The 20,158-nt window shown below is 34.5% G+C and carries 10 protein-coding genes; 3 read left to right on the forward strand and 7 right to left on the reverse strand.

Annotation, left to right across the window (positions count from 1 at the left end; all coding sequences use genetic code 11):
* Positions 1–52: 52 nt before the first annotated feature.
* The 6 genes from NLG42_RS07455 to porU form a co-directional block, all read right to left on the reverse strand.
* Positions 53–1,900, reverse strand: coding sequence for a hydrolase/aminopeptidase (locus tag NLG42_RS07455; protein WP_257683383.1), 1,848 nt, complete (start codon positions 1,898–1,900; stop codon positions 53–55).
* 126 nt (positions 1,901–2,026) lie between these two features.
* Entirely contained in the window at positions 2,027–3,667 is a 1,641-nt protein-coding gene (locus tag NLG42_RS07460) for a pyruvate dehydrogenase complex dihydrolipoamide acetyltransferase (protein WP_257683384.1), read from the reverse strand.
* A gap of 4 nt (positions 3,668–3,671) precedes the next feature.
* A complete protein-coding gene (gene pdhA, locus NLG42_RS07465) occupies positions 3,672–4,670 on the reverse strand; it encodes a pyruvate dehydrogenase (acetyl-transferring) E1 component subunit alpha (protein ID WP_089052629.1) in 999 nt (332 codons plus the stop codon).
* Between the two features lie 158 nt (positions 4,671–4,828).
* Positions 4,829–5,311 (reverse strand): cytidine deaminase, encoded by a 483-nt coding sequence (gene cdd / locus NLG42_RS07470; RefSeq protein WP_257683385.1) that lies wholly within the window; start codon positions 5,309–5,311, stop codon positions 4,829–4,831.
* 78 nt (positions 5,312–5,389) lie between these two features.
* Positions 5,390–6,598: a type IX secretion system outer membrane channel protein PorV gene (gene porV / locus NLG42_RS07475; protein WP_089057514.1), complete on the reverse strand. Its 1,209-nt coding sequence runs from the start codon at positions 6,596–6,598 to the stop codon at positions 5,390–5,392.
* A 41-nt stretch (positions 6,599–6,639) separates the two neighbouring features.
* Positions 6,640–10,476 carry a type IX secretion system sortase PorU gene (gene porU, locus NLG42_RS07480; protein WP_257683386.1) on the reverse strand — a complete coding sequence of 1,279 codons (3,837 nt, stop codon included), beginning with the start codon at positions 10,474–10,476 and terminating at the stop codon, positions 6,640–6,642.
* Positions 10,477–10,689: 213 nt separating this feature from the next.
* Between porU and gldJ the strand changes: the two genes are divergently transcribed.
* Positions 10,690–12,375 (forward strand): gliding motility lipoprotein GldJ, encoded by a 1,686-nt coding sequence (gene gldJ, locus NLG42_RS07485; RefSeq protein ID WP_257683977.1) that lies wholly within the window; start codon positions 10,690–10,692, stop codon positions 12,373–12,375.
* A gap of 119 nt (positions 12,376–12,494) precedes the next feature.
* Positions 12,495–13,781, forward strand: coding sequence for a UDP-N-acetylmuramoyl-tripeptide--D-alanyl-D-alanine ligase (locus NLG42_RS07490; RefSeq protein WP_257683387.1), 1,287 nt, complete (start codon positions 12,495–12,497; stop codon positions 13,779–13,781).
* 37 nt (positions 13,782–13,818) lie between these two features.
* Here the strand turns inward: NLG42_RS07490 and NLG42_RS07495 are convergent, their stop codons facing one another.
* Positions 13,819–16,683, reverse strand: a complete 2,865-nt coding sequence (locus NLG42_RS07495) for a helix-turn-helix and ligand-binding sensor domain-containing protein (protein ID WP_257683388.1) — start codon at positions 16,681–16,683, stop codon at positions 13,819–13,821.
* A gap of 351 nt (positions 16,684–17,034) precedes the next feature.
* On the opposite strand from NLG42_RS07495, the gene NLG42_RS07500 reads away from it, so the two are divergent.
* Positions 17,035–20,145, forward strand: a complete 3,111-nt coding sequence (locus NLG42_RS07500; RefSeq protein ID WP_089057519.1) for a SusC/RagA family TonB-linked outer membrane protein — start codon at positions 17,035–17,037, stop codon at positions 20,143–20,145.
* Positions 20,146–20,158 lie beyond the last annotated feature (13 nt).

Consider the following 20,158-nt stretch of genomic DNA (forward strand, 5'->3'; position numbering starts at 1 on the left):
AATCCCAATTACAATTGTAATTGGGATTTTTGAGTTTTAGTGTAGGCTGAAACTATTTTAAAGTACCTTTAATATCTTGAATAGTTGTCGCGTGATAGCCAGATTTTGCTTTATCAAAAATTTGGTTTGCCCAAACTTTTCCTTCTGGTGTTTTTACCATTTCTTTATAAAGCATCATCACAGATCCAGTTCTGCTGCTTCCAATTAAAAATTGTTCAATATCAGGATTAGCAGCTTTATATTGATGGCGAATTGCCTGAACAAACCATTGACGTTTGATGATGAAATTGCCACCTTTTGTAAAGTTGAATTCCTTGTCAAGATCTTCCATTTCTTTTGGTGTAATATCTGATGGAAGATGATCTATAAAATGTTGTTTTTCTGTAGTCGTTGTGATTTTTTTGCTTAATCCTTTCACGCCGGTTTCTCTCCAGCTTTTTTGGATTTTATCTATAGCATCAAAATCAGCAGAGCTTACAGGGGTAATATTTGATGGAATTCCAGGTTTAAAAATCCAGTCTTCTAGTTTTATTTTATCAGTAAGAGCTTTGTCGCCTTTAATAAGGTTTTCGTTAAGGTATTTGATAAAATCATCAGTAGTGATCGATTTGAAAGCGTGCGCATCAAAATAGTTTTTGATGAAAACATCAAATTTTTCGCGGCCTACAGCGTTTTCAATTACTCTCAAAAACGCATATCCTTTTACGTAAGGAATCATGCTGATTCCTTCGTCAGGATTTCTTCCTGTAAGACTCACTTTTAGCCTTGTATCAGGATTTGTGTCGCCATATTCAGCTACATTATCAATTAATTCTTTACGAATGATAACGTTTTGCATTTCAAATTCTTTTTGACCAAATATTGCTTCGCCTATTCGATGTTCAACATAAGTTGTAAAACCTTCGTTTAACCAAATATCATCCCAAGTTGCATTTGTAACTAAATTTCCGCTCCAGCTGTGTCCTAATTCATGTGCTAATAAGCTTGTCAATGAACGATCTCCTGCAATAACTCCTGGAGTTAAGAATGTTAAGTTAGGATTTTCCATTCCGCCGTAAGGGAAACTTGGTGGTAAAACCAAAACGTCGTAACGTCCCCAACGATATGGACCATAAAGTTTTTCGGCAGCAACAACCATTTTTCCAAGTTCAGCAAATTCCCAAGCTGATTTTTTCAGCATTGATGGTTCTGCGTAAACTCCGGTTCTATTGTCGATAGATTGAAACCCAATGTCTCCAACAGCAATTGCCATTAAATAAGATGGAATTGCTTTGTTTTGTTTAAATGTGTAAACTCCGGTGTCATTTTTCTTCTGCGGATTTACGGCGCTCATTATGGCTAGTAAATCTTTAGGGACTGTAACTTTTGCATTATAAGTAAAACGAATTCCTGGTGAATCCTGGCAAGGTATCCAAGTACGTGACCAAACACTTTCTCCTTGAGAAAAAAGAAATGGTTTCTTTTTGTCTGCTGTTTGTTCTGGTTTTAGCCATTGTAAAGCTACTGCATCTTTAGTGGTGTTGTAGTAGATGTTTACTTTTGTCGTATTTGGTTCTATTGTAATATGAAGTGGTTTTCCGTGAAATTCGGTATCTTTTCCAAGTTCAAATTTTGTTTCTTTTTCTTCGTCACCTAAAGTTACTTTCGTAATGTTTAAGGTGTTTTCGTCGAATATAATTTCATTTCCTTTGCTGATGTTGTCAATTAACCAAGATGCTTTTCCAGAAATAGTCTGTGTGTCAAAATCAACTTTTATGTCAAGATCTAGATGTTTGACTACAGCAAGTTCTGGTTTAGAATAGCTGTGTTCATCTGTAACGACTGCTGGTTTTTCTGTTTGGTCTTTTTTTTGACAGGCGATTGCTGCTAGGAATAAAGTAACAAGGATTAGTTTTTTCATTTTGTCAAGTATTGAATTTGTGGGCGAAAATTAAACAAAAAATCCCGTTTTGAATAAACAAAACGGGATTTTATTAAATATAACCTTCTTCCGAAGTCTCGGGACGCTCAGGTTGGAATAAGTAAATTATGCCAACATTGTAACTGGGCTTTCGATGTATTGTTTTAATGTTTGTAAGAACTGAGCTCCAGTTGCGCCATCAATTGTTCTGTGGTCACAAGCTAATGATAACATCATTGTGTTTCCAACTACGATTTGACCGTTTTTAACTACTGGTTTCTCAACAATTGCACCTACAGAAAGGATAGCAGAGTTTGGTTGGTTGATAATTGAATTGAATTCAGTAATACCAAACATTCCAAGGTTAGATACTGTAAAAGTACTTCCTTCCATTTCTTGTGGTCCAAGTTTTTTGTTCTTAGCTCTTCCTGCAAGATCTCTTACTGAAGCACCAATTTGAGATAAACTCATAGCGTCAGTAAATTTTAATACAGGAACTACTAATCCGTCTTCAACAGCTACAGCTACACCAATATTTACGTGGTGGTTGATGATGATAGCATCTTCTTTCCACTGAGAGTTGATTTTTGGATGTTTTTTCAATGCTAAAGCACAAGCTTTAATTACCATATCGTTGAAAGATACTTTTGTATCCGGAACAGTATTGATTGTAGCTCTTGCGCCCATTGCTTCGTCCATGCTTACTTCTATCACTAAGTTGTAGTGAGGAGCTGTAAATAAAGATTCTGCAAGACGTTTTGCAATAATTTTACGCATTTGAGAGTTTTTGATCTCTTCTGTATAAACTTCTCCGGCAGGTACAAATACTTTTGGTGCAGCAGGAGCAGATGCTTCTTGTTTAGCAGCTGGTGCTGAAGCAGCAGGTTGTGCTTGTGCAGATGGAGTAAAGTTTTCGATATCGCTTTTTACGATACGCCCATTTTCTCCAGATCCTTTAACTTGGCTTAATTGAATTCCTTTGTCAGAAGCAATTTTCTTAGCTAAAGGTGAAGCTAAAATTCTTCCTCCGTTTGAAGTTTCAACAACAGTTTCTGTTGCTTGAGCAGCAGCAGGAGCACTTTTTGTTTCTTCTGCAGCAGGAGTACTAGCAGTTGCAGCGCCTCCAGCAGTATAATTGTCAGCAATTCCAGAAATATCAGTTCCTGCAGGTCCAATGATCGCTAGTAAGCTGTCAACTGGTGCAGTGTTTCCTTCTTGAATTCCGATGTATAATAATGTTCCAGCATTGAAAGACTCAAACTCCATAGTAGCTTTGTCTGTTTCAATTTCTGCTAAAATATCACCTTCAGCTACAGTGTCGCCAACTTTTTTCAACCAAGTTGCTACTGTACCTTCAGTCATAGTGTCGCTCAAACGAGGCATAGTTACAACAATAACACCTTTTGGTAATTCAGTTGCGGCTTTTGCAGGAGCAGTTTCAGTTTTTGCTTCAGCAGCAGGAGCATCAGCTTTAGGAGCTTCGGCTGCAGGAGCGTCACCACCAGCTAAAAGAGCAGAAATATCTTCTCCTTCGTTACCAATGATTGCTAATAATGAATCAACAGGAGCAGTTTCTCCAGCTTGAATTCCGATATGTAAAAGAGTTCCTTCGTTAAAAGATTCGAACTCCATTGTTGCTTTGTCTGTTTCAATTTCAGCAAGGATATCTCCTTCGCTAATTTTGTCGCCTACTTTTTTAAGCCAAGTTGCTACCGTTCCTTCCGTCATAGTATCGCTCAAACGAGGCATAGTTACTTTAATCGCCATGATGTTATAGTTTATGAGGTGTAAATGGATAGTCTTCTTGTGCGTATACTACGTCGTATAATTGTTGTAAGTCTGGGTATGGAGATTCTTCAGCAAATTTCTGACACTCTTCAACCAAGTCTTTAACTCTTTGGTCGATTACTTCAATTTCTTCTTCAGTAGCATATTTTTGATCCAAGATTACATCAAGAACTTGTGTAATTGGGTCAATTTTTTTGTACTCTTCAACCTCTTCTTTAGAACGGTATAATTGTGCATCAGACATAGAGTGTCCTCTGTAACGGTACGTTTTCATTTCAAGGAAAGTTGGTCCGTCTCCACGACGAGCTCTGTCAATTGCTTCAGTCATTGCTTCAGCAACTTTTACAGGATTCATTCCGTCAACTGGTCCACATGGCATTTCGTAACCTAAACCAAGTTTCCAGATGTCAGTATGGTTTGCAGTTCTTTCAACAGAAGTTCCCATTGCATAACCGTTGTTTTCAACGATAAATACAACTGGTAATTTCCATAGCATAGCCATGTTGAAAGCTTCGTGTAATGAACCTTGTCTAGCAGCTCCGTCACCAAAGTAAGTCATGGTAACACCACCGGTATTGAAATATTTATCAGCGAAAGCTAAACCAGCTCCCACAGGAATTTGTCCACCTACGATTCCGTGCCCTCCGTAAAAACGGTGCTCTTTAGAGAAAATGTGCATAGAACCTCCCATGCCTTTAGAGGTACCTGTTGCTTTTCCTAAAAGCTCTGCCATTACGTTTCTAGGATCAACTCCCATACCAATTGGCTGAACGTGGTTTCTGTATGCAGTAATCATTTTGTCTTTAGTCAAGTCCATAGCGTGCAATGCACCTGCTAATACAGCTTCTTGACCATTATATAGGTGTAAAAAACCTCTAACTTTTTGTTGAATGTATAATGCTGCAAGTTTGTCTTCAAACTTTCTCCAAAGCAGCATGTCTTCGTACCACTTTAAATATACTTCTTTTGTAACTTCTTTCATCTGAATTCTTTCTTTTGCTAAAGTTTGTTTGTGTTATCAATTGTTGCCTATAACGCAAAATAGTTTCCTCCCACAAATTTGCGCCCGAAAGGTCGGGATGCAAAAATAAGACATTCCTATTAAGAAGTAAAATTTAAAAGGCACTTTTTGGCTTTTTTTTACAAGAACTTTTTATCAAACATAAAAGGGAGTAAATTTTTTAGGGATGCTGATTTATAAACTTCGCCAATTTCGCCCATAAAATAGATTTCAATAGGGGTGTCTTGTTTGATTTCGTATTCTGCAATAGATTGTCTGCATGATCCACAAGGCGGAATCGGTGCTTTGGTTTGGTTTGTGTCTGAAGCTGCTGTAATAGCTATTTTTAAAATTTTGGCTTCTGGATAAATACTTCCCGCATGAAAAATAGCAACTCTTTCGGCGCATAATCCTGATGGATAAGCGGCGTTTTCTTGATTTGAGCCCAAAACTATTTTTCCGTTGTCTAAAAGTAAGGCGGCTCCAACTCTAAATTGAGAATAAGGTGCGTATGCTTTTTTGCGAATTTCAACGGCTTGTGTCATTAAATCCTGAATTTCTTCTGAAACTTCTTTTATAGATTGATAAACTGTAAATGATGATGTAATGCTTATTTCTTTCATTTCTTTTTATGGGAAAAAAAATCCAAATTTCTAAGTTTTTAGAAATTTGGATTTGTGATTGTTTTTTATTTGATCTTTTTAATATACCTCGTATTTGTCTCCAAAGTTAAAGGTTAAAGAAAAGCGAAGTGTATTTTCTAAAGGATTTTTAACATTTGATGATGAGAATAAATAAGACACGTCAACTTTCATGATGTTGTATTTAAATCCTGCTCCTAAAGAAAAGAACTGTTTTGCTCCTTTCATTGGACTTTCATGATAATAACCTAAACGCATAGCAAACGCATCTTGATACATATATTCTGCAGCAACGCTGTAGGTTATTTCTTTTATCTCTTCACTGAAGCCTCCCGGTGCATCTCCAAATGATTTGAATATTCCTGATACCCAGCCTGTGTCTTTGTAGTTTTTATAGTTTATAGAATTTGCTTTTTCTTGCGAGATGTCTTCGGGATCTGTAAAATCACCGTCGCCATTTGTGTCTACAGGTGTTCCTGGTCCAGGAGGTGTAGGAACTAAAAGTTTTGTCAACTCTACAGAAACAGCTAATTTGTTATAGTCATCAAAAATAAAATCAAATCCACCACCGACTCTTAAATTTGCAGGCAAAAAGTTTGAGCTTAAATCGTCGTTGTCATAGCTTATTTTTTGACCTAAATTTTGAACATTAAAACCTGCTCTCCATCTTCCGTTAAAATCACGGTATGCAATTTCTTCTGATTGATAAAAACCTGCGATATCTACAGCAAATGATCTTGCAGCGGAAGCATCGACTTCTCCAGATGGAATTTTTAGGTTTGAGCTGATAAAACGTGCGGCAACTGCCATCGAGAATTTTTCGCTTAATTTTAATGAGTAAGAACCGTCTAATGCAAGTTCATTTGGACTTACTTCTCTTGTAGGTTCGCTTGGATCTCCAGTTTCTCTTAGCTCAATTCCTCCAAAACCAAAATATCTAAGGCTTCCTGCAAAGGCACTTCGTTCGTTTATTTTGTTGTAATAAGTTAATTGTCCAAGTGAAATGTCATTGGCTAAGTCTGTTAAATAAGGCGTGTAGCTGATTGAAAAACCTTGGGCATCTTCTGAAAAAGCATATTTGGCGGGATTCCATTGTTGAGAAAAAACATCTGAAGAAGTAGCAACACCTTGGTCGGCAAGACCGGCAGCTCTCGCATCTGCAGCAACTAATAAAAAGGGTACTCCTGTTGTAATGGGGCGTTCAATATTTTGGGCTTTTGCGAATGAAATAATTAATAAAGAAATTAATAAAAACGATATTTTTTTCATTTGTGGGGATAAAGGTATTTATGTTACAAATATATATATTATTATAGAATTACAAGTTTTTCGTATTTTTCTGCTTTTTTATTTGTTAAATTAGATCTAACGGTAAGTTTATAAATGTAAACTCCTTTTCCAATTCGATCGCCAAAATCATCTTTACCATCCCATGATATTTCTCTAGATAAAAAGCCTTCTGTAGTAATAATTTGGTTTTTTGTCCAAACTACTTTTCCTGTTATTGTCATTACCTGAACCTGAACATCTAATGGCTCATAAGGTCTATTGTGAGAAAACCAAAATTGAGTATAAGTTGAAAATGGATTAGGATAATTAAGAACGTGTGTTAGTGTTAGTGCATCGTCGCCTACAACTATAAACTGTATTTCGCTTGTTACAGGATTGTTATAAACATCCCAAGCGGTGAAACTTATTGTGTGCAGACCCGGAGCTAAATTTCGCAGCGGGAAACGCAGATTTCCGTTTGTATAGTCATCTAATTTTGTTTGGTAGTAATCATTCAGAATATATTGATTGCTTACATCTCCGTCCAAAACGGCAATTATATCATGACCAATTCCGCCGGCAGTGTTGATGCCGTTTTCGTCTTCTAGAAATGCTAAAAGAAAGGGTGAATCGTTTGTGATACCGCCAGATACAAAAGTCTCATCGTTCATATATAACTTAACTTTCGGACTTATATTGTCCTGTGGTGCATTTTCGTTTATACCGCCAATTTTAATGATAGTTGAGCTGCCAGTTTGGTTCTCCAGCGCTAGATTTTTCTTTGAATAAAAACTAATTCGACCATTGTCAACTGGTATTCTGATGTCTCTTGGTACAACAAAACTAAATTCAAATTGACCATTAGTTACTGATGCATTTCCTCTAAAAATTGTTTCTCCAAGAGTTTTGAATGAGATTGCAGGACTGTATCCGTCATTGTTTAAAGTTGAGGCTGTAATCATTTTGTCAAAAATAGCGGTTGAGAGTTCTCCATTATAATTGCTTAAAATGCTGTTGTTTTCGTCTGTTATTTCGCCTGTGATTTTGATTTTTGATAATGATTTAAAGTCAGGAATTGGCTGTGAAATCGAAATATCGTTTACTTTGGTTAAATTAATTTTAGGTTTTGGAATAGCGAGCATTAATGCAGGATCACCTATATAAACGATAACATTGCTTGATGAACTTGGATTCTCGTTTTTTGAAATCCTCAGCGATTCTGCAATACTGTTGTATTGATTGGAGCCGTAGGAAAGAAGGTTTTTGCTTAAGATGTCATTAAAATTTTCGGCATTAAACTGTCCTATTGCTCGCGTCGTTGTAAGCATTGAAATAGCTCCGCCTTTTGGATTCCAAAAAGTATATTCGCCTGCGGTTGGCCTTGTTGGGTCGTCAAATCTCGAAAACTCACAGGTTATTGTAATAAAAAGCGGGTATTTGTATTGATTGTTTAGGTTTTGCCCGTCTGACTTTTCCCAGATTCGCTCGCTTGCCAAACCGTCTTCTCCGCCGTGACCTAAATAGTTAAAAACTAAAGCTCCTTTTTCAAAAGCATTAAAAAAATCAGTTCTAGCTTTTGGGTAGCGCGATCCTCCGGCAGAAGCTTCTTGTGTGTAAGAATCTAAAATGATTTTGTCAATATTGAAAAAAGGTTTTTCTGTTGCAATTATATCTGCTAGATTGTTTTGGCGAGCTTGCAGAGAAGCATCAGAACTTTGGTCGGAATCGTCGCTTATTAAAACGAAGTTGTTTCTCCAATTTCCATAAGATTTTGTGTCGTGATATTCAAGTACTTTGTTGACCATTTCCTGTGCTTGAACATTGTCTGAGACCAACATTCGGCCAACAGCAATGTCAATTCCTCCAAAAGGATAGCCGACAATTCCTTCGTTGGAGTCCATTAAGCCATAAAAATCATCTGATGCAAATGATGCTTCACCAGTTGTATTGCTTATTGGGGACTGATAAATAGGTACAATATTGGTGTTGTTTGGAATTCTGTTTTTGTAATCATAAGATGCATCGCCAAACAGATTTACATATTTTATTCTTTTTTCAGGAGATGAAGCGTTGTCATAAACGTATTTAATGCAGTTTCTAATTGCTGCGATATCTTGTTTGCCGGATGAAAATTCCTGATAGATATTTTCAAGCGAAACAACTTTTACACTTAAATTTGAATTAATGCGATGAAAAACGGCTAATTTTTCAGCTTGTGCGGCCAATGATTTTGGAGTTACAATTATATAATCAATATCTTGAAAGCTGTTTTGATTGTTTCTAAAAAGTGTTCCTTTTAAATTTTGATTGGCAATTTTTGACTGATTTTCTTTTAAGGGAGTATAATAATCTGCGGCATCAATTGCGATATATTTTCTAACTTCTCCCAGGTTTGCTTTGAAGCTGAAAACAGTTTGATTTGGATTTTCAAATCTCGATATATTATATAGGTCTGTAATATCCCAAATTTGAGAAATTGTCGAAGCGTTTCCGATAGTGTAATTTACAATTCCGGTTGTTGAGCCGGCAGCGTTATATTGAAACTTGAATTGTTTGTTTGTGCCGAGAAGTTTTCTTTTAGCGGTTAAATTGATGTAGTCAAGATAGCCTTTTGAGCCTGGTACACCATTGTTATTATAGGTGAGTTTTATTTTTATGGATTCTGTACCAGAAAATGTTGTATTTGCAGGTAGTTTTTGTGTTAGATATTTGATTTCGGAACTTGTCGAAAGGCTGTTGAAGTTTATAGTTCCAATGTTTTGTCCATTTGCAGAAATAATAAAGGAAGTAGGAGTAAAGGCCGCCGAGGCTGCGTTTAGTTCAATTTTTACTGGCGATGATGTGTCAATGTTAGAGAAGTTAAAAGAAAATTCTTGTTCTTGATTAATATCAAATGCTTCTCCAAGCCATTGTCTTCCTAAGTGAACAAGATTGGTTTGATCTACTTCATGAAACTGATAGTCATCAAACGTATTGAGTTCTAAAGTGCTGTTTCCTGATAGCTGACTTGCATTTGGAATTCTTTTGCCTTCTCCTCCAGAACTGGTAACATAATAGTAGGATTTTGTATCGTACAGATTTAAGTTTGTTTGACTTTCAGTGTTCCAATTTTCTACACCTTCGGCATAGAAAAGGATGTAATCTTCATTGTTGAAAATACCGTCATTCTCTCCAATAATCTGAATCGCATTTTCGATTAGATCCTCGGGATAATAAATGTTGTTTGATAAAGGAAGCATTTGTCCGCCATTACCATAGATTTTTATTCTTTTTGGGTCAGTTTTTCCAGGATCAAAACCTAAGCTTTGCAGAAAAGATTTTGAAATTTTGTAAACCCCTGATTTTTCAACATAAAAACGATACCAATCGCCCGAAGCTAATACAGAATTTGTTACGGAATTTGATTTTTGAAAAGCTGCGGAATTACTAGTTTTTGCTGTGGCGTTTGTAAGGAAGTAAGAAAATGATCGCAGGCGCTTAAAGCTGTTTCCTTCCTTTATAATAGGGTATAGAAACAAGAAGTTTTGTTTCGTGTCTCTGGCGCTTGTGCTTCTTAATGATTCGTTGAGTTTGTCTGGGATGTTTTCAGGGTTTAGGTCGCCTAAGTCAGCTCTTGAAATTGGCTCGTAAATGGTATTTGTAATTTGTATAGAAGGATTATCTGAAAGGTTTGACTGGTTTAGGTTGAGCAGAAGCGTTAAGTTTTTTTTAGTAATGTCGTAGCGAAAAGTGTTTCCTGAAAAGTACGGAATTGTTGTTTTAAAGTCGCCGTAATTCATCTCCTTTTTAGGCTGCCAATCAAGTGTAAAGCTCCCGTTTAACTGAGAGAATAAGAGAATTGGAATCAACAGAAAGGATACTATTAGAAACTGTTTCATTATCTAAGAAAGCGAAAATTAATTAAAAAAAAATTAGTAGGTAAAAATATAGTATTTCATGTTACAGTAAATAATAAAAAGTATATTTTTGCGTTCGTAACTATAGGTTATTTTCTGGTAAAAAACAGCTAAATAAAATTATTAGAACAGATGTTGCTAATTAAATGTTAATTATTATATTGCAGCACCTAAATTTATCACCTAAGAATGAGTATGAAAGTAAACAAAATTGTAGTCTTGCAATTAATGATGTCAATGGTATTGATGTTGGGCACGGCTAGTTGTAGCAAAAAATCGAGTTCCACTCACGCTTCGAGAGCAACTGGCTGGGATGTAGATAGTCAGAATGGAACTGCTGCTAGAAATGCAGGAAAAAAACAACAGGCAGGACCTGGTTTAGTTTTTGTTGAAGGAGGTACGTTTACTATGGGTAAAGTACAAGATGATGTTATGCACGATTGGAATAACACACCTACTCAACAACACGTTCAGTCTTTCTATATGGATGAAACTGAAGTTACCAATGGTATGTACTTAGAATACCTTGAGTGGTTGAAAAAAGTTTTCCCGCCAACAGAAGAAAATTACAAGAATATTTACGAAGGAGCTTCACCAGATACTTTAGTATGGAGAAATCGTTTGGGGTATAACGAAACGATGACAAATAACTATTTAAGACACCCATCTTATGCAAACTACCCAGTAGTTGGTGTAAACTGGATTCAAGCTGTTGAATTTAGTAAATGGAGAACTGACCGTGTGAACGAAGCAGTTTTAGAGAAAAATGGTTATCTTCAAAAAGGAGCTAAAACTAGCGATGTTACTGCTGAAAATGCATTTAATACTGAAGGTTATTTAATGTCTCCTAGTACTTCACGTGGTGGAAGCGAAGAAATTGTAATAAAGAAAAATCCAAACGGAAAAAGACCAAAAGCTGGAAAAGATGGTTTAGTTCCTGAAGAGAAAAATGTATATGCACAACGTTCTTCTGGAATCATTTTGCCAGAATACAGACTTCCTACTGAGGCTGAATGGGAATATGCTGCTGCAGCAGATGTTGGACAAAGAGAATATAATATTTACAAAGGTCAAAAGAAATATCCTTGGTCTGGTGATTATACTCGTTCATCAAAACGTAAAAATAAAGGAGATCAATTGGCTAACTTTAAACAAGGAAACGGTGATTACGGTGGAATTGCAGGTTGGTCTGATGATGGTGCAGATATTACAAACTCTGTAAAAAGTTATGCTCCAAACGATTTCGGTTTATATGATATGGCAGGAAACGTTGCAGAATGGGTTGCCGATGTTTACAGACCAATTATCGATAATGAAGCAAATGATTTTAACTACTATAGAGGAAATCAATATGCTAAAAACAAAATTGGTAAAGATGGTAAAGTTGAAATCGTTACAACTGCTACTATTAAATATGACACATTAAGCAATGGAAAAGTTGTAGCTAGAAATCTTCCAGGAGAAATCGCTCAAGTTCCAGTTGATGAACAAGAAACTTATTTAAGACAAAACTTCAGTACAAGTAATAATATCAATTACAGAGATGGTGATAAACAATCTTCTAGATATTTTGACTTTGGAGATTCTGAATCAGGATCAAAAGCTGATCAAGCAATGTACAATTCTCCTAAACATAACGTAACAACGGATAGTTTAGGTAAAATGATTAGAAAATATGATAATTCTAGTAAACGTACTACTTTAATCGATGATAAAGTAAGAGTTTATAAAGGAGGTTCTTGGAGAGATAGAGCATATTGGTTAGATCCAGCTCAAAGAAGATATTTCCCTCAAGATATGGCAACAGATTACATCGGATTTAGATGTGCTATGTCAAGAGTAGGTGCAAAATCAGAAAGAAAAAAATCACCTAGAAACTAAGTTTTAGAAATTTCAACATAAAAAATTCCAAATTCCAAAAGCTGAATATTTCAGTATGGAATTTGGAATTTTTTTATTGTTTTTTTTCTATTTTTATGGTCTATTAAATAAAAAATTAAATGAATATTCAGGACATTCATAATTTGTTTTTACAATGTAAATCAGTTTCAATTGACACAAGGAAAATTGAAAAAGAATCGATGTTTTTTGCCATTAAAGGAGAGAATTTTGATGCCAATACATTCGCACAAAAAGCACTCGATTTAGGAGCATTATTTGTTGTTATTGACAACGAATCTTATTTGATCGATGAGCGGACTATTCTTGTAAAAAACAGTTTAGAAACATTGCAGGAACTTGCAAAATATCATAGAGCCTATTTAAAACTGCCAATTATTGCTCTTACAGGAAGTAACGGAAAAACTACTACAAAAGAGCTTATAAATGTCGTTTTGTCTAAAAAGTTTAAAACAAAAGCTACGATAGGTAATTTAAATAATCATATTGGAGTTCCGCTGACACTTTTGTCTTTTACAAAAGAAACTGAAATTGGAATTGTTGAAATGGGTGCTAATCATAAAAAAGAGATTGAGTTTTTATGTGAGATTGCGCAGCCGGATTATGGTTATATAACAAATTTTGGTAAAGCACATTTAGAAGGTTTTGGCGGCGTCGAAGGAGTTATACAAGGAAAAAGCGAGATGTATCAATATTTGGCAAAAAATGATAAACTTGTTTTCGTAAATCTTGAAGATCCTATTCAAATCGAAAAATCGCAAGGAATAAAAGCATTCACTTTTGGAGTGAATAAAAAGAATGCTGATCTTGAAATTAAAAACATTACAGCAAATCCTTTTGTGATTGTTACTTATGATGATTTTGTTGTTGAGTCTCATTTAATTGGACTTTATAATGCAAATAATATAAATGCAGCTGTAACTATTGGTAAATATTTTGAGGTTGAAAATAAGGCCGTAAAAGAAGCTATTGAGAATTATATTCCTGAAAACAACAGATCACAGTTGTTGAAGAAAGGCTCGAATGAGATCATTTTAGATGCTTACAATGCAAATCCGAGTAGTATGGCAGTGGCGATAGCAAACTTTGTGCAATTAGAAAACAAAGGCAAAATAATGATTCTTGGCGATATGTTTGAGCTAGGTGATGAAAGTCAAAAAGAACATAAAATAATAGTAGATTCTTTAACAGGGCAAAACGAATGTTTGAGTTATTTGATTGGAAAATCATTTTACGAACATAGAATTTTAAGTGACACAATCAATTTTTTCGAATCATTTGACTCGTTTGCAGATTATCTTAAAACAATTCAGTTTAGAAATAATAGCATTTTAATAAAAGGCTCAAGAGGAATGGCTCTTGAACGTACATTAGAATATATCTCATAATAAAAAGCCATTCGTTATCTCGAATGGCTTTTTCAATTTAAATACTCATTAAAAAACCTATAAGGTTTTCTTTCTTATTCAGTCCCAGTTTTTTTCTCAAACGGTATCGGGCTAATTCTACACCTCCAGTCGAAATATTCATAATTTCTGCTATTTCTTTTGTAGACATATTCATTAATAAATAGGTTGATAAATCCAGCTCACGCGGCGAGATTGTAGGATATTTTTCCTTTAGACGCTTTAAAAACTCAAAATGAACATTCTTAATGTGTTTTTCTAGATCCTTCCAGCTCTTGTCTGTATTTACTTCTTTTACAATACTTTTATTTAGTTTGCTGACTTGAAATTTAGTAGAATCATCTAAAGCTTCCACATCTATTTCTTTTAATTTATGGATGATTCCATTTAGAATTTTATTTTTCTTTACTACCTGCAAAGAGTTGTTAACTAGTTCTTTGTCTTTTGCCAGGATTTTAATTTGAAGTTTGTCATTTTTTAACTTCTCGATTTCTTTTTCCAAGTCATATTGTTCTTGCCTGATTCTAGATTCTTTTTCAAGATAAAGACGTCGCTGCTCAATCGTTTCATAGTACTTATTTTTTCTTATTTTCATTTTAATTCTATCCGAAATAAAATAAATAGCTATAATGAGAAGTATAAAATACATCATAAAAGCTAGAAAATGTCTGTACCAAGGAGGAGAAATGGTAAAAGTAACAGCTGATGGATCAGATTGAATTCCGTAACTGTTTCGAACCTTAACTTTCATCGTATAATCGCCCTCACGTAAGTTTGTATACTCTTTAAAAGATACTACAGACCAATTGCTCCATTTGTCATCAAAAGGCTCTAATTGATACGAAAATTGTACATTTTCGAGGTTCTCGTAAGTAGGTGACGAAAAGGTAAAGCGAACATTATTTGAAGCGTAAGGTATGCGAATGTTTTCAATTCTAGTTTGATTATTTCCAATTACAATAGTATCACCCGGAAAGGAGAAACTGCGAATAAAAGCTTTAGGTTTAGTATTATGACTGCTTTGCAGACTGAAGTCATAATGAGCAAGTCCATCTGTTAATCCGATGAAAATATTTCTAGAGTCGATCGTATTTACCGATAGATGGTTGCTGACTAAGTTGCCCGTTAAGTTTGAAAATGGAACAATACTGTTTTTGTAATGATTACGGTCTTTCATTAAAACCCCAAGCGACTCATCAAATGTATACCATAAATTTGACTGAGAATCTTCGCTTAAGGCATTTATTACCGGTATATTCTTAAAGAGTGCTGTTACGTTTTTATCTTCATAAAATAAGTCTTGTTCACTTGAGTATTTGTAGAAATGATTATTAGTTTGAAAGTAAATTTTTCCTCCAATTTTTTGAAGACTTCCTATGTTCTTAAATCTCGGAGTTAATTGATCAATTTTTTTGATGCTAGCAAATCTTGTTAAGTCTTCACTTAAGGCCATTCTATAAATAGATTCGTCTTTTTTTAGCCAGAAATACAGTTGATCAAGTTCGAAACTATTTGATGACTTGTCAAATCCAGAAACTTGATTTTTGAACACAAGTCCGTTAGCTGTTTTTTGAAAAATGGCAAAACCATCATAATTAGAACCAATAAAAAATCCAGGATGACTTGGTATTCTTTTAAATCCAAAATAACCTCTAGAATCAATTATCCTAGTTACTCTGTCACCTTTAATAACAAGCGCACCTCTATTGTTTGCGCATATTAATTCATTATCAATTACCTGAACATTCCAAGATTGAGCGGTAGTTCCTTCAACTAGTTTAAAAACATCTTCCTTAAAGCTGTTATTCCAAGCATGATAAAAAACACCTTGATTGGTCGCGACATATAAATTTCCCTGAAAAATAACAGAAGCATATACCGTACTAATGTCATAACTAAATCCGAAATAAGTAAAAGGAGAAGTTTCATTAACAAAAGCAATTCCGTTATCAAGTCCAAGCCAAAGATTACTTTTATTGTCTATAAATGAAGTTAAAACCGTATTGTTTTGCAATCCCTTTTTTCTATTAATATGCTGAATTATTTTGCCATTAAAATCGCAGATAATAATTCCGTCTAATACCGTATTTAGTACAATGAATTTATTGTTAATGATTGAAGCGCCCAGTGAATTGTTCTTTTTAACAAAGCTGTTAGCTTCAGTATTCCAAGGAATAATATTGTTGTTTTCATAAAGAAACAACCCCTTTTCAAGTGTAACAATCAGTATTTTGTCTTTTGAAATAGAATGCATGGCCCAAATCTCCGTATTATTCAAGCTTGTAGTATTTGGCAAAGCATAAAGACCGCCATTTCGATATTCTAGAATTCCTTTTTCGACATCTTGAAAATAAAGTTTCCCGTTAACAACAAATGAAAATTGAAACCTTTTTGGAGCTTTTAATATGGTTAATTTGTCATCTTTAAAAATGTAGGCTCTTGCAAAAGATTGAAAAATAGTTTGATCGCCAATAGAGTGGATTTTCCAAACAAAATCAATCATTTTAATTTTGTTTTTATCTACTCTTTTAGCCAATGAAGTGTATTTAAGTCGTCCGTTATGATCTGGTTTAAAATACCCAAACTCATTATAACCTCCCACAAATATTTTTCCTGATTTGTCAATTTTTAGACATCTAACAGAAGTTAAGTTTGGCAAAGGATATTTTCGCCATGTCGCTCCGTCAAATTGCAGCAAACCATTATTATTAGCAAAATATAGATTTCCGTTTTTATCTTGATCGATATTCCAGTTTTGGGTGCCGCCTTTATATTCATTTCGTTTGTAATTTCTGACATCTGGAAGGCCGATGTTTTTTACCTGCGAAAAAATTGAGATTGTGAATAATGTAAAAAAAATGATGTAAATGTATGGTTTTATCAATTTTGTGGTTTTTTGAGTTTGTTTAGGGAAATAGGTTTTAATGTGCTTGTTTGTAGTGTTTTATATTTGTTTTTTAACTACTATTACGATGTAGAGCAGTGTTTTTTTAATAAAAATAAGCAATCTTATAATAGTGTAGTGTTTATTTTTATAATTAACATTTTGATAACATCATTTATTTTGATTTTAAATCATTGAAAATTAATGTTTTGTGTAAAATTTGATGTGTTTTTGTAATGTGTGTTTTTTTAATTTGATGTGTTTTTGTAAGGAATATTAGTTATCGATAGTAGAATATTAACATTATTATTGCATCAAATTACTAATTAATTAACCAAAATTTTTAGAAAAATGAAATTAACAAAATTACTTATTTTTTGTGTTTCGTCTTTGTTATTCTCGGTTATAGCCGTGGCTCAGGATGTCACAGTTAATGGAATAATAAACGATGAAAGTGGAATGCCAGTTCCAGGCGCAACAATTGTACTAAAAGGTACGACTAAGTCAACCGCATCTGATTTTGATGGAAAATTTCAATTACAAGTACCTTCAAATGGAGTTTTGACAGTTACATTTATTGGATACACTACAGTTACTGAAGCTGTAAACGGAAGAACAAAAATTACAATTAAGCTATCACCAGAATCACAATCCTTAAATGAAGTAGTGGTTGTAGGATATGGAACTCAAAAGAAATCAGTTGTTACGGGAGCAATCTCCAGCGTAAAAGCAGCAGATCTTGAAAAAGTTCCAAACGGAAGAGTTGAACAAACTCTGCAAGGTCGTGCAGCAGGGGTTTCTGTTGCAGCTGTTTCTGGACAACCTGGCGAAAAATCAAAGGTTCGCATTAGAGGTATAACTACTTTTAGAGAAGGAGGAAATGATCCGTTATGGGTTGTTGATGGTATTGCAATAGATGCAAATGCGGTAGGTTTTATTAACCAAAGTGATATTGAATCTATAGAAGTTCTTAAAGACGCAGCTTCTGCGGCGATTTATGGTACTCGTGCTGCTACGGGAGTTATCTTAGTTACAACTAAAAAAGGAAAATCAGGAAAAATTTCGGTAAACTATAATGGTTTTGCTGGGATTTCAACTCCTGCTAAAAGATTAGATCTTCTTAATGCCGCACAATATGGTGCTCTTATGAACGAAAAATCAATGGCTGATGGAGGTCCAATTAAATACACAAATCCAGCAGCTTTAGGAAAAGGGACAGATTGGCAGGATGCAATTTTTAATGATTCAGCTTTTAGATATACACATGAATTAAGTATCAGCGGCGGAGGTGAAAAATCCACTTTTTATGCTTCTTTCGGAATACAAGATCAAGAAGGTATTGTAGCAACAGAAATTTCAAACTATTCAAAGAAAAATTTCCGTTTAAATTCAACACACAAAATTTCTGATTACTTTACGTTTGGACAAACTTTTGGTTATACACACCAAAAAACGAAAGGTTTTGATAACCCAAATACTGAATTTGGAGGGCCTTTAAGTTCTGCAATTAACTTAGACCCTATTACTCCACTTGTTGTTACTGATCCAGCAGTAGATGGTACTGGTTTTTATGCCAATCCAAATGTTGTTAGAGATGCAAGCGGACGCCCTTACGGAATTTCGTCTTTAGTACAACAAGAAATGACCAATCCACTAGGTTTCATGCAAACTAGATTAGGAGCATTTAACTGGTCAGATGATTTTGTTGGAAATGCTTATTTAGAAGCTAATATTACCAGTCATTTAAAATTTAGAACTACACTTGGCGGTAAATTGGCTTATTGGGGGAAAGAAGGTTTTACACCGGTTTTTTTCCTAAATCCAAACATGAAAGCGGATAGAAACAACTATATGCAGGAAAACAGAAAATCATTTTCTTGGACTCTTGAAAATATCCTGACATATTCTAATAAATTCGGTGATCACAACGTAAACATTCTTGCGGGACAAGGAGCTTATGTTGAAAACATTGGCGGTATGATTGGTGTAACCATGTTTGGGCTGCCAATTACAAGCTATAAAGATGCTTCTTTCAATTTTGATATACCTCAAACAGACAGAGTTAATTCAGCTGAGGATTTTGTAGAGCACAAATTGGCATCGTTATTTTTACGTGCTAACTATGATTTTAAAGAAAAATACCTTTTTACAGGAATCGTTCGTCGTGATGGATCGACTCGTTTTGGTGAAAACAAAAAATTCGGAGTTTTCCCTTCATTCTCATTAGGATGGGTAATCTCTAAAGAAGGATTTTGGAAAGAAAATAATGTAGTTAACTCTTTAAAACTACGTGGAGGTTACGGAGTTGTTGGTAATGATAATATCGATGATTTCAAATATAGAGGTTTAGTTGTTGGTGGTTATAACTATTCAGTTGGGAATGCTGGCGCAATTACAACTGGTTATGGAAATTCTACACTTCCAAATGCTGACTTAGGATGGGAAGAAACATCACAAACTACAGTAGGTCTTGATGCAAAACTTTTTAATGATTTTAATCTTTCAGTAGATTATTATAAAAAGAGAACAACAGGAATTTTAAGAAACGTTGTTATTCCTGGATATGTTGGAGTTGTTGATCCGCCTTCTGCAAATATTGCCGATATGAACAACAGCGGTTTTGAAATTGAATTAGGATACAAGAAAAGACTTGGAGAATTTAATTTAGGTGTAAACGGAAACTTTGCCTATTTAAAAAATGAAATTACTTACGTAGGATCATCTACAAACTATATTGTTGGAGACGCTAGTTTTCAATCTATGGGACCAGTAACAAGAACACAAGTTGGACATTCATTCAATGAATTCTATGGTTTTAAAACTGCAGGGATTTTTCAAAATGAAGCAGAAGTTGCTGCCTATAAAAATGCTAAAGGAGAGTTGATTCAGCCAAAAGCCAGACCGGGAGATTTCCGTTGGGTAGATGCAAATAACGATGGCTCAATCACCGATGATGATAAGCAGTTTTTAGGTACAAATATTCCTAAATATACATTTGGTCTTACTCTAAACTTAGATTACAAAAACTTTGACTTTATGGCATTTGCTCAAGGAGCAGCAGGAAGTAAAATTTTCCAAGGGTTAAGAAGACTTGATGTTTTGAATGCTAACTACCAAACAAAAGCTTTGGATCGTTGGGTTGGAGAAGGAACTTCAAATGATTATCCTAGATTAACCAACGATGATCCAAATAAAAACTACAGTAATATGTCTAATTTTTATCTTGAAAATGGAAATTACGTGCGTTTGAAAATTGTTCAAGTTGGATATACAATGCCAACTAATTTATCATCTAAAATTGGTGCAGATAAAGTACGTTTTTACTTAACAGGCGAAAACTTAATCACATTTACAAAATACAGCGGATACGATCCAGAAATTGGAGGTCAAGTTTTTGGTGTAGATAAAGGAGTTTATCCACAAGCAAGATCTATTTTGTTTGGAGCAAATGTTCAATTTTAAAAAATTAAAGAAT

Source organism: Flavobacterium plurextorum (assembly GCF_024638035.1).
GTDB classification, from domain to species: domain Bacteria; phylum Bacteroidota; class Bacteroidia; order Flavobacteriales; family Flavobacteriaceae; genus Flavobacterium; species Flavobacterium plurextorum.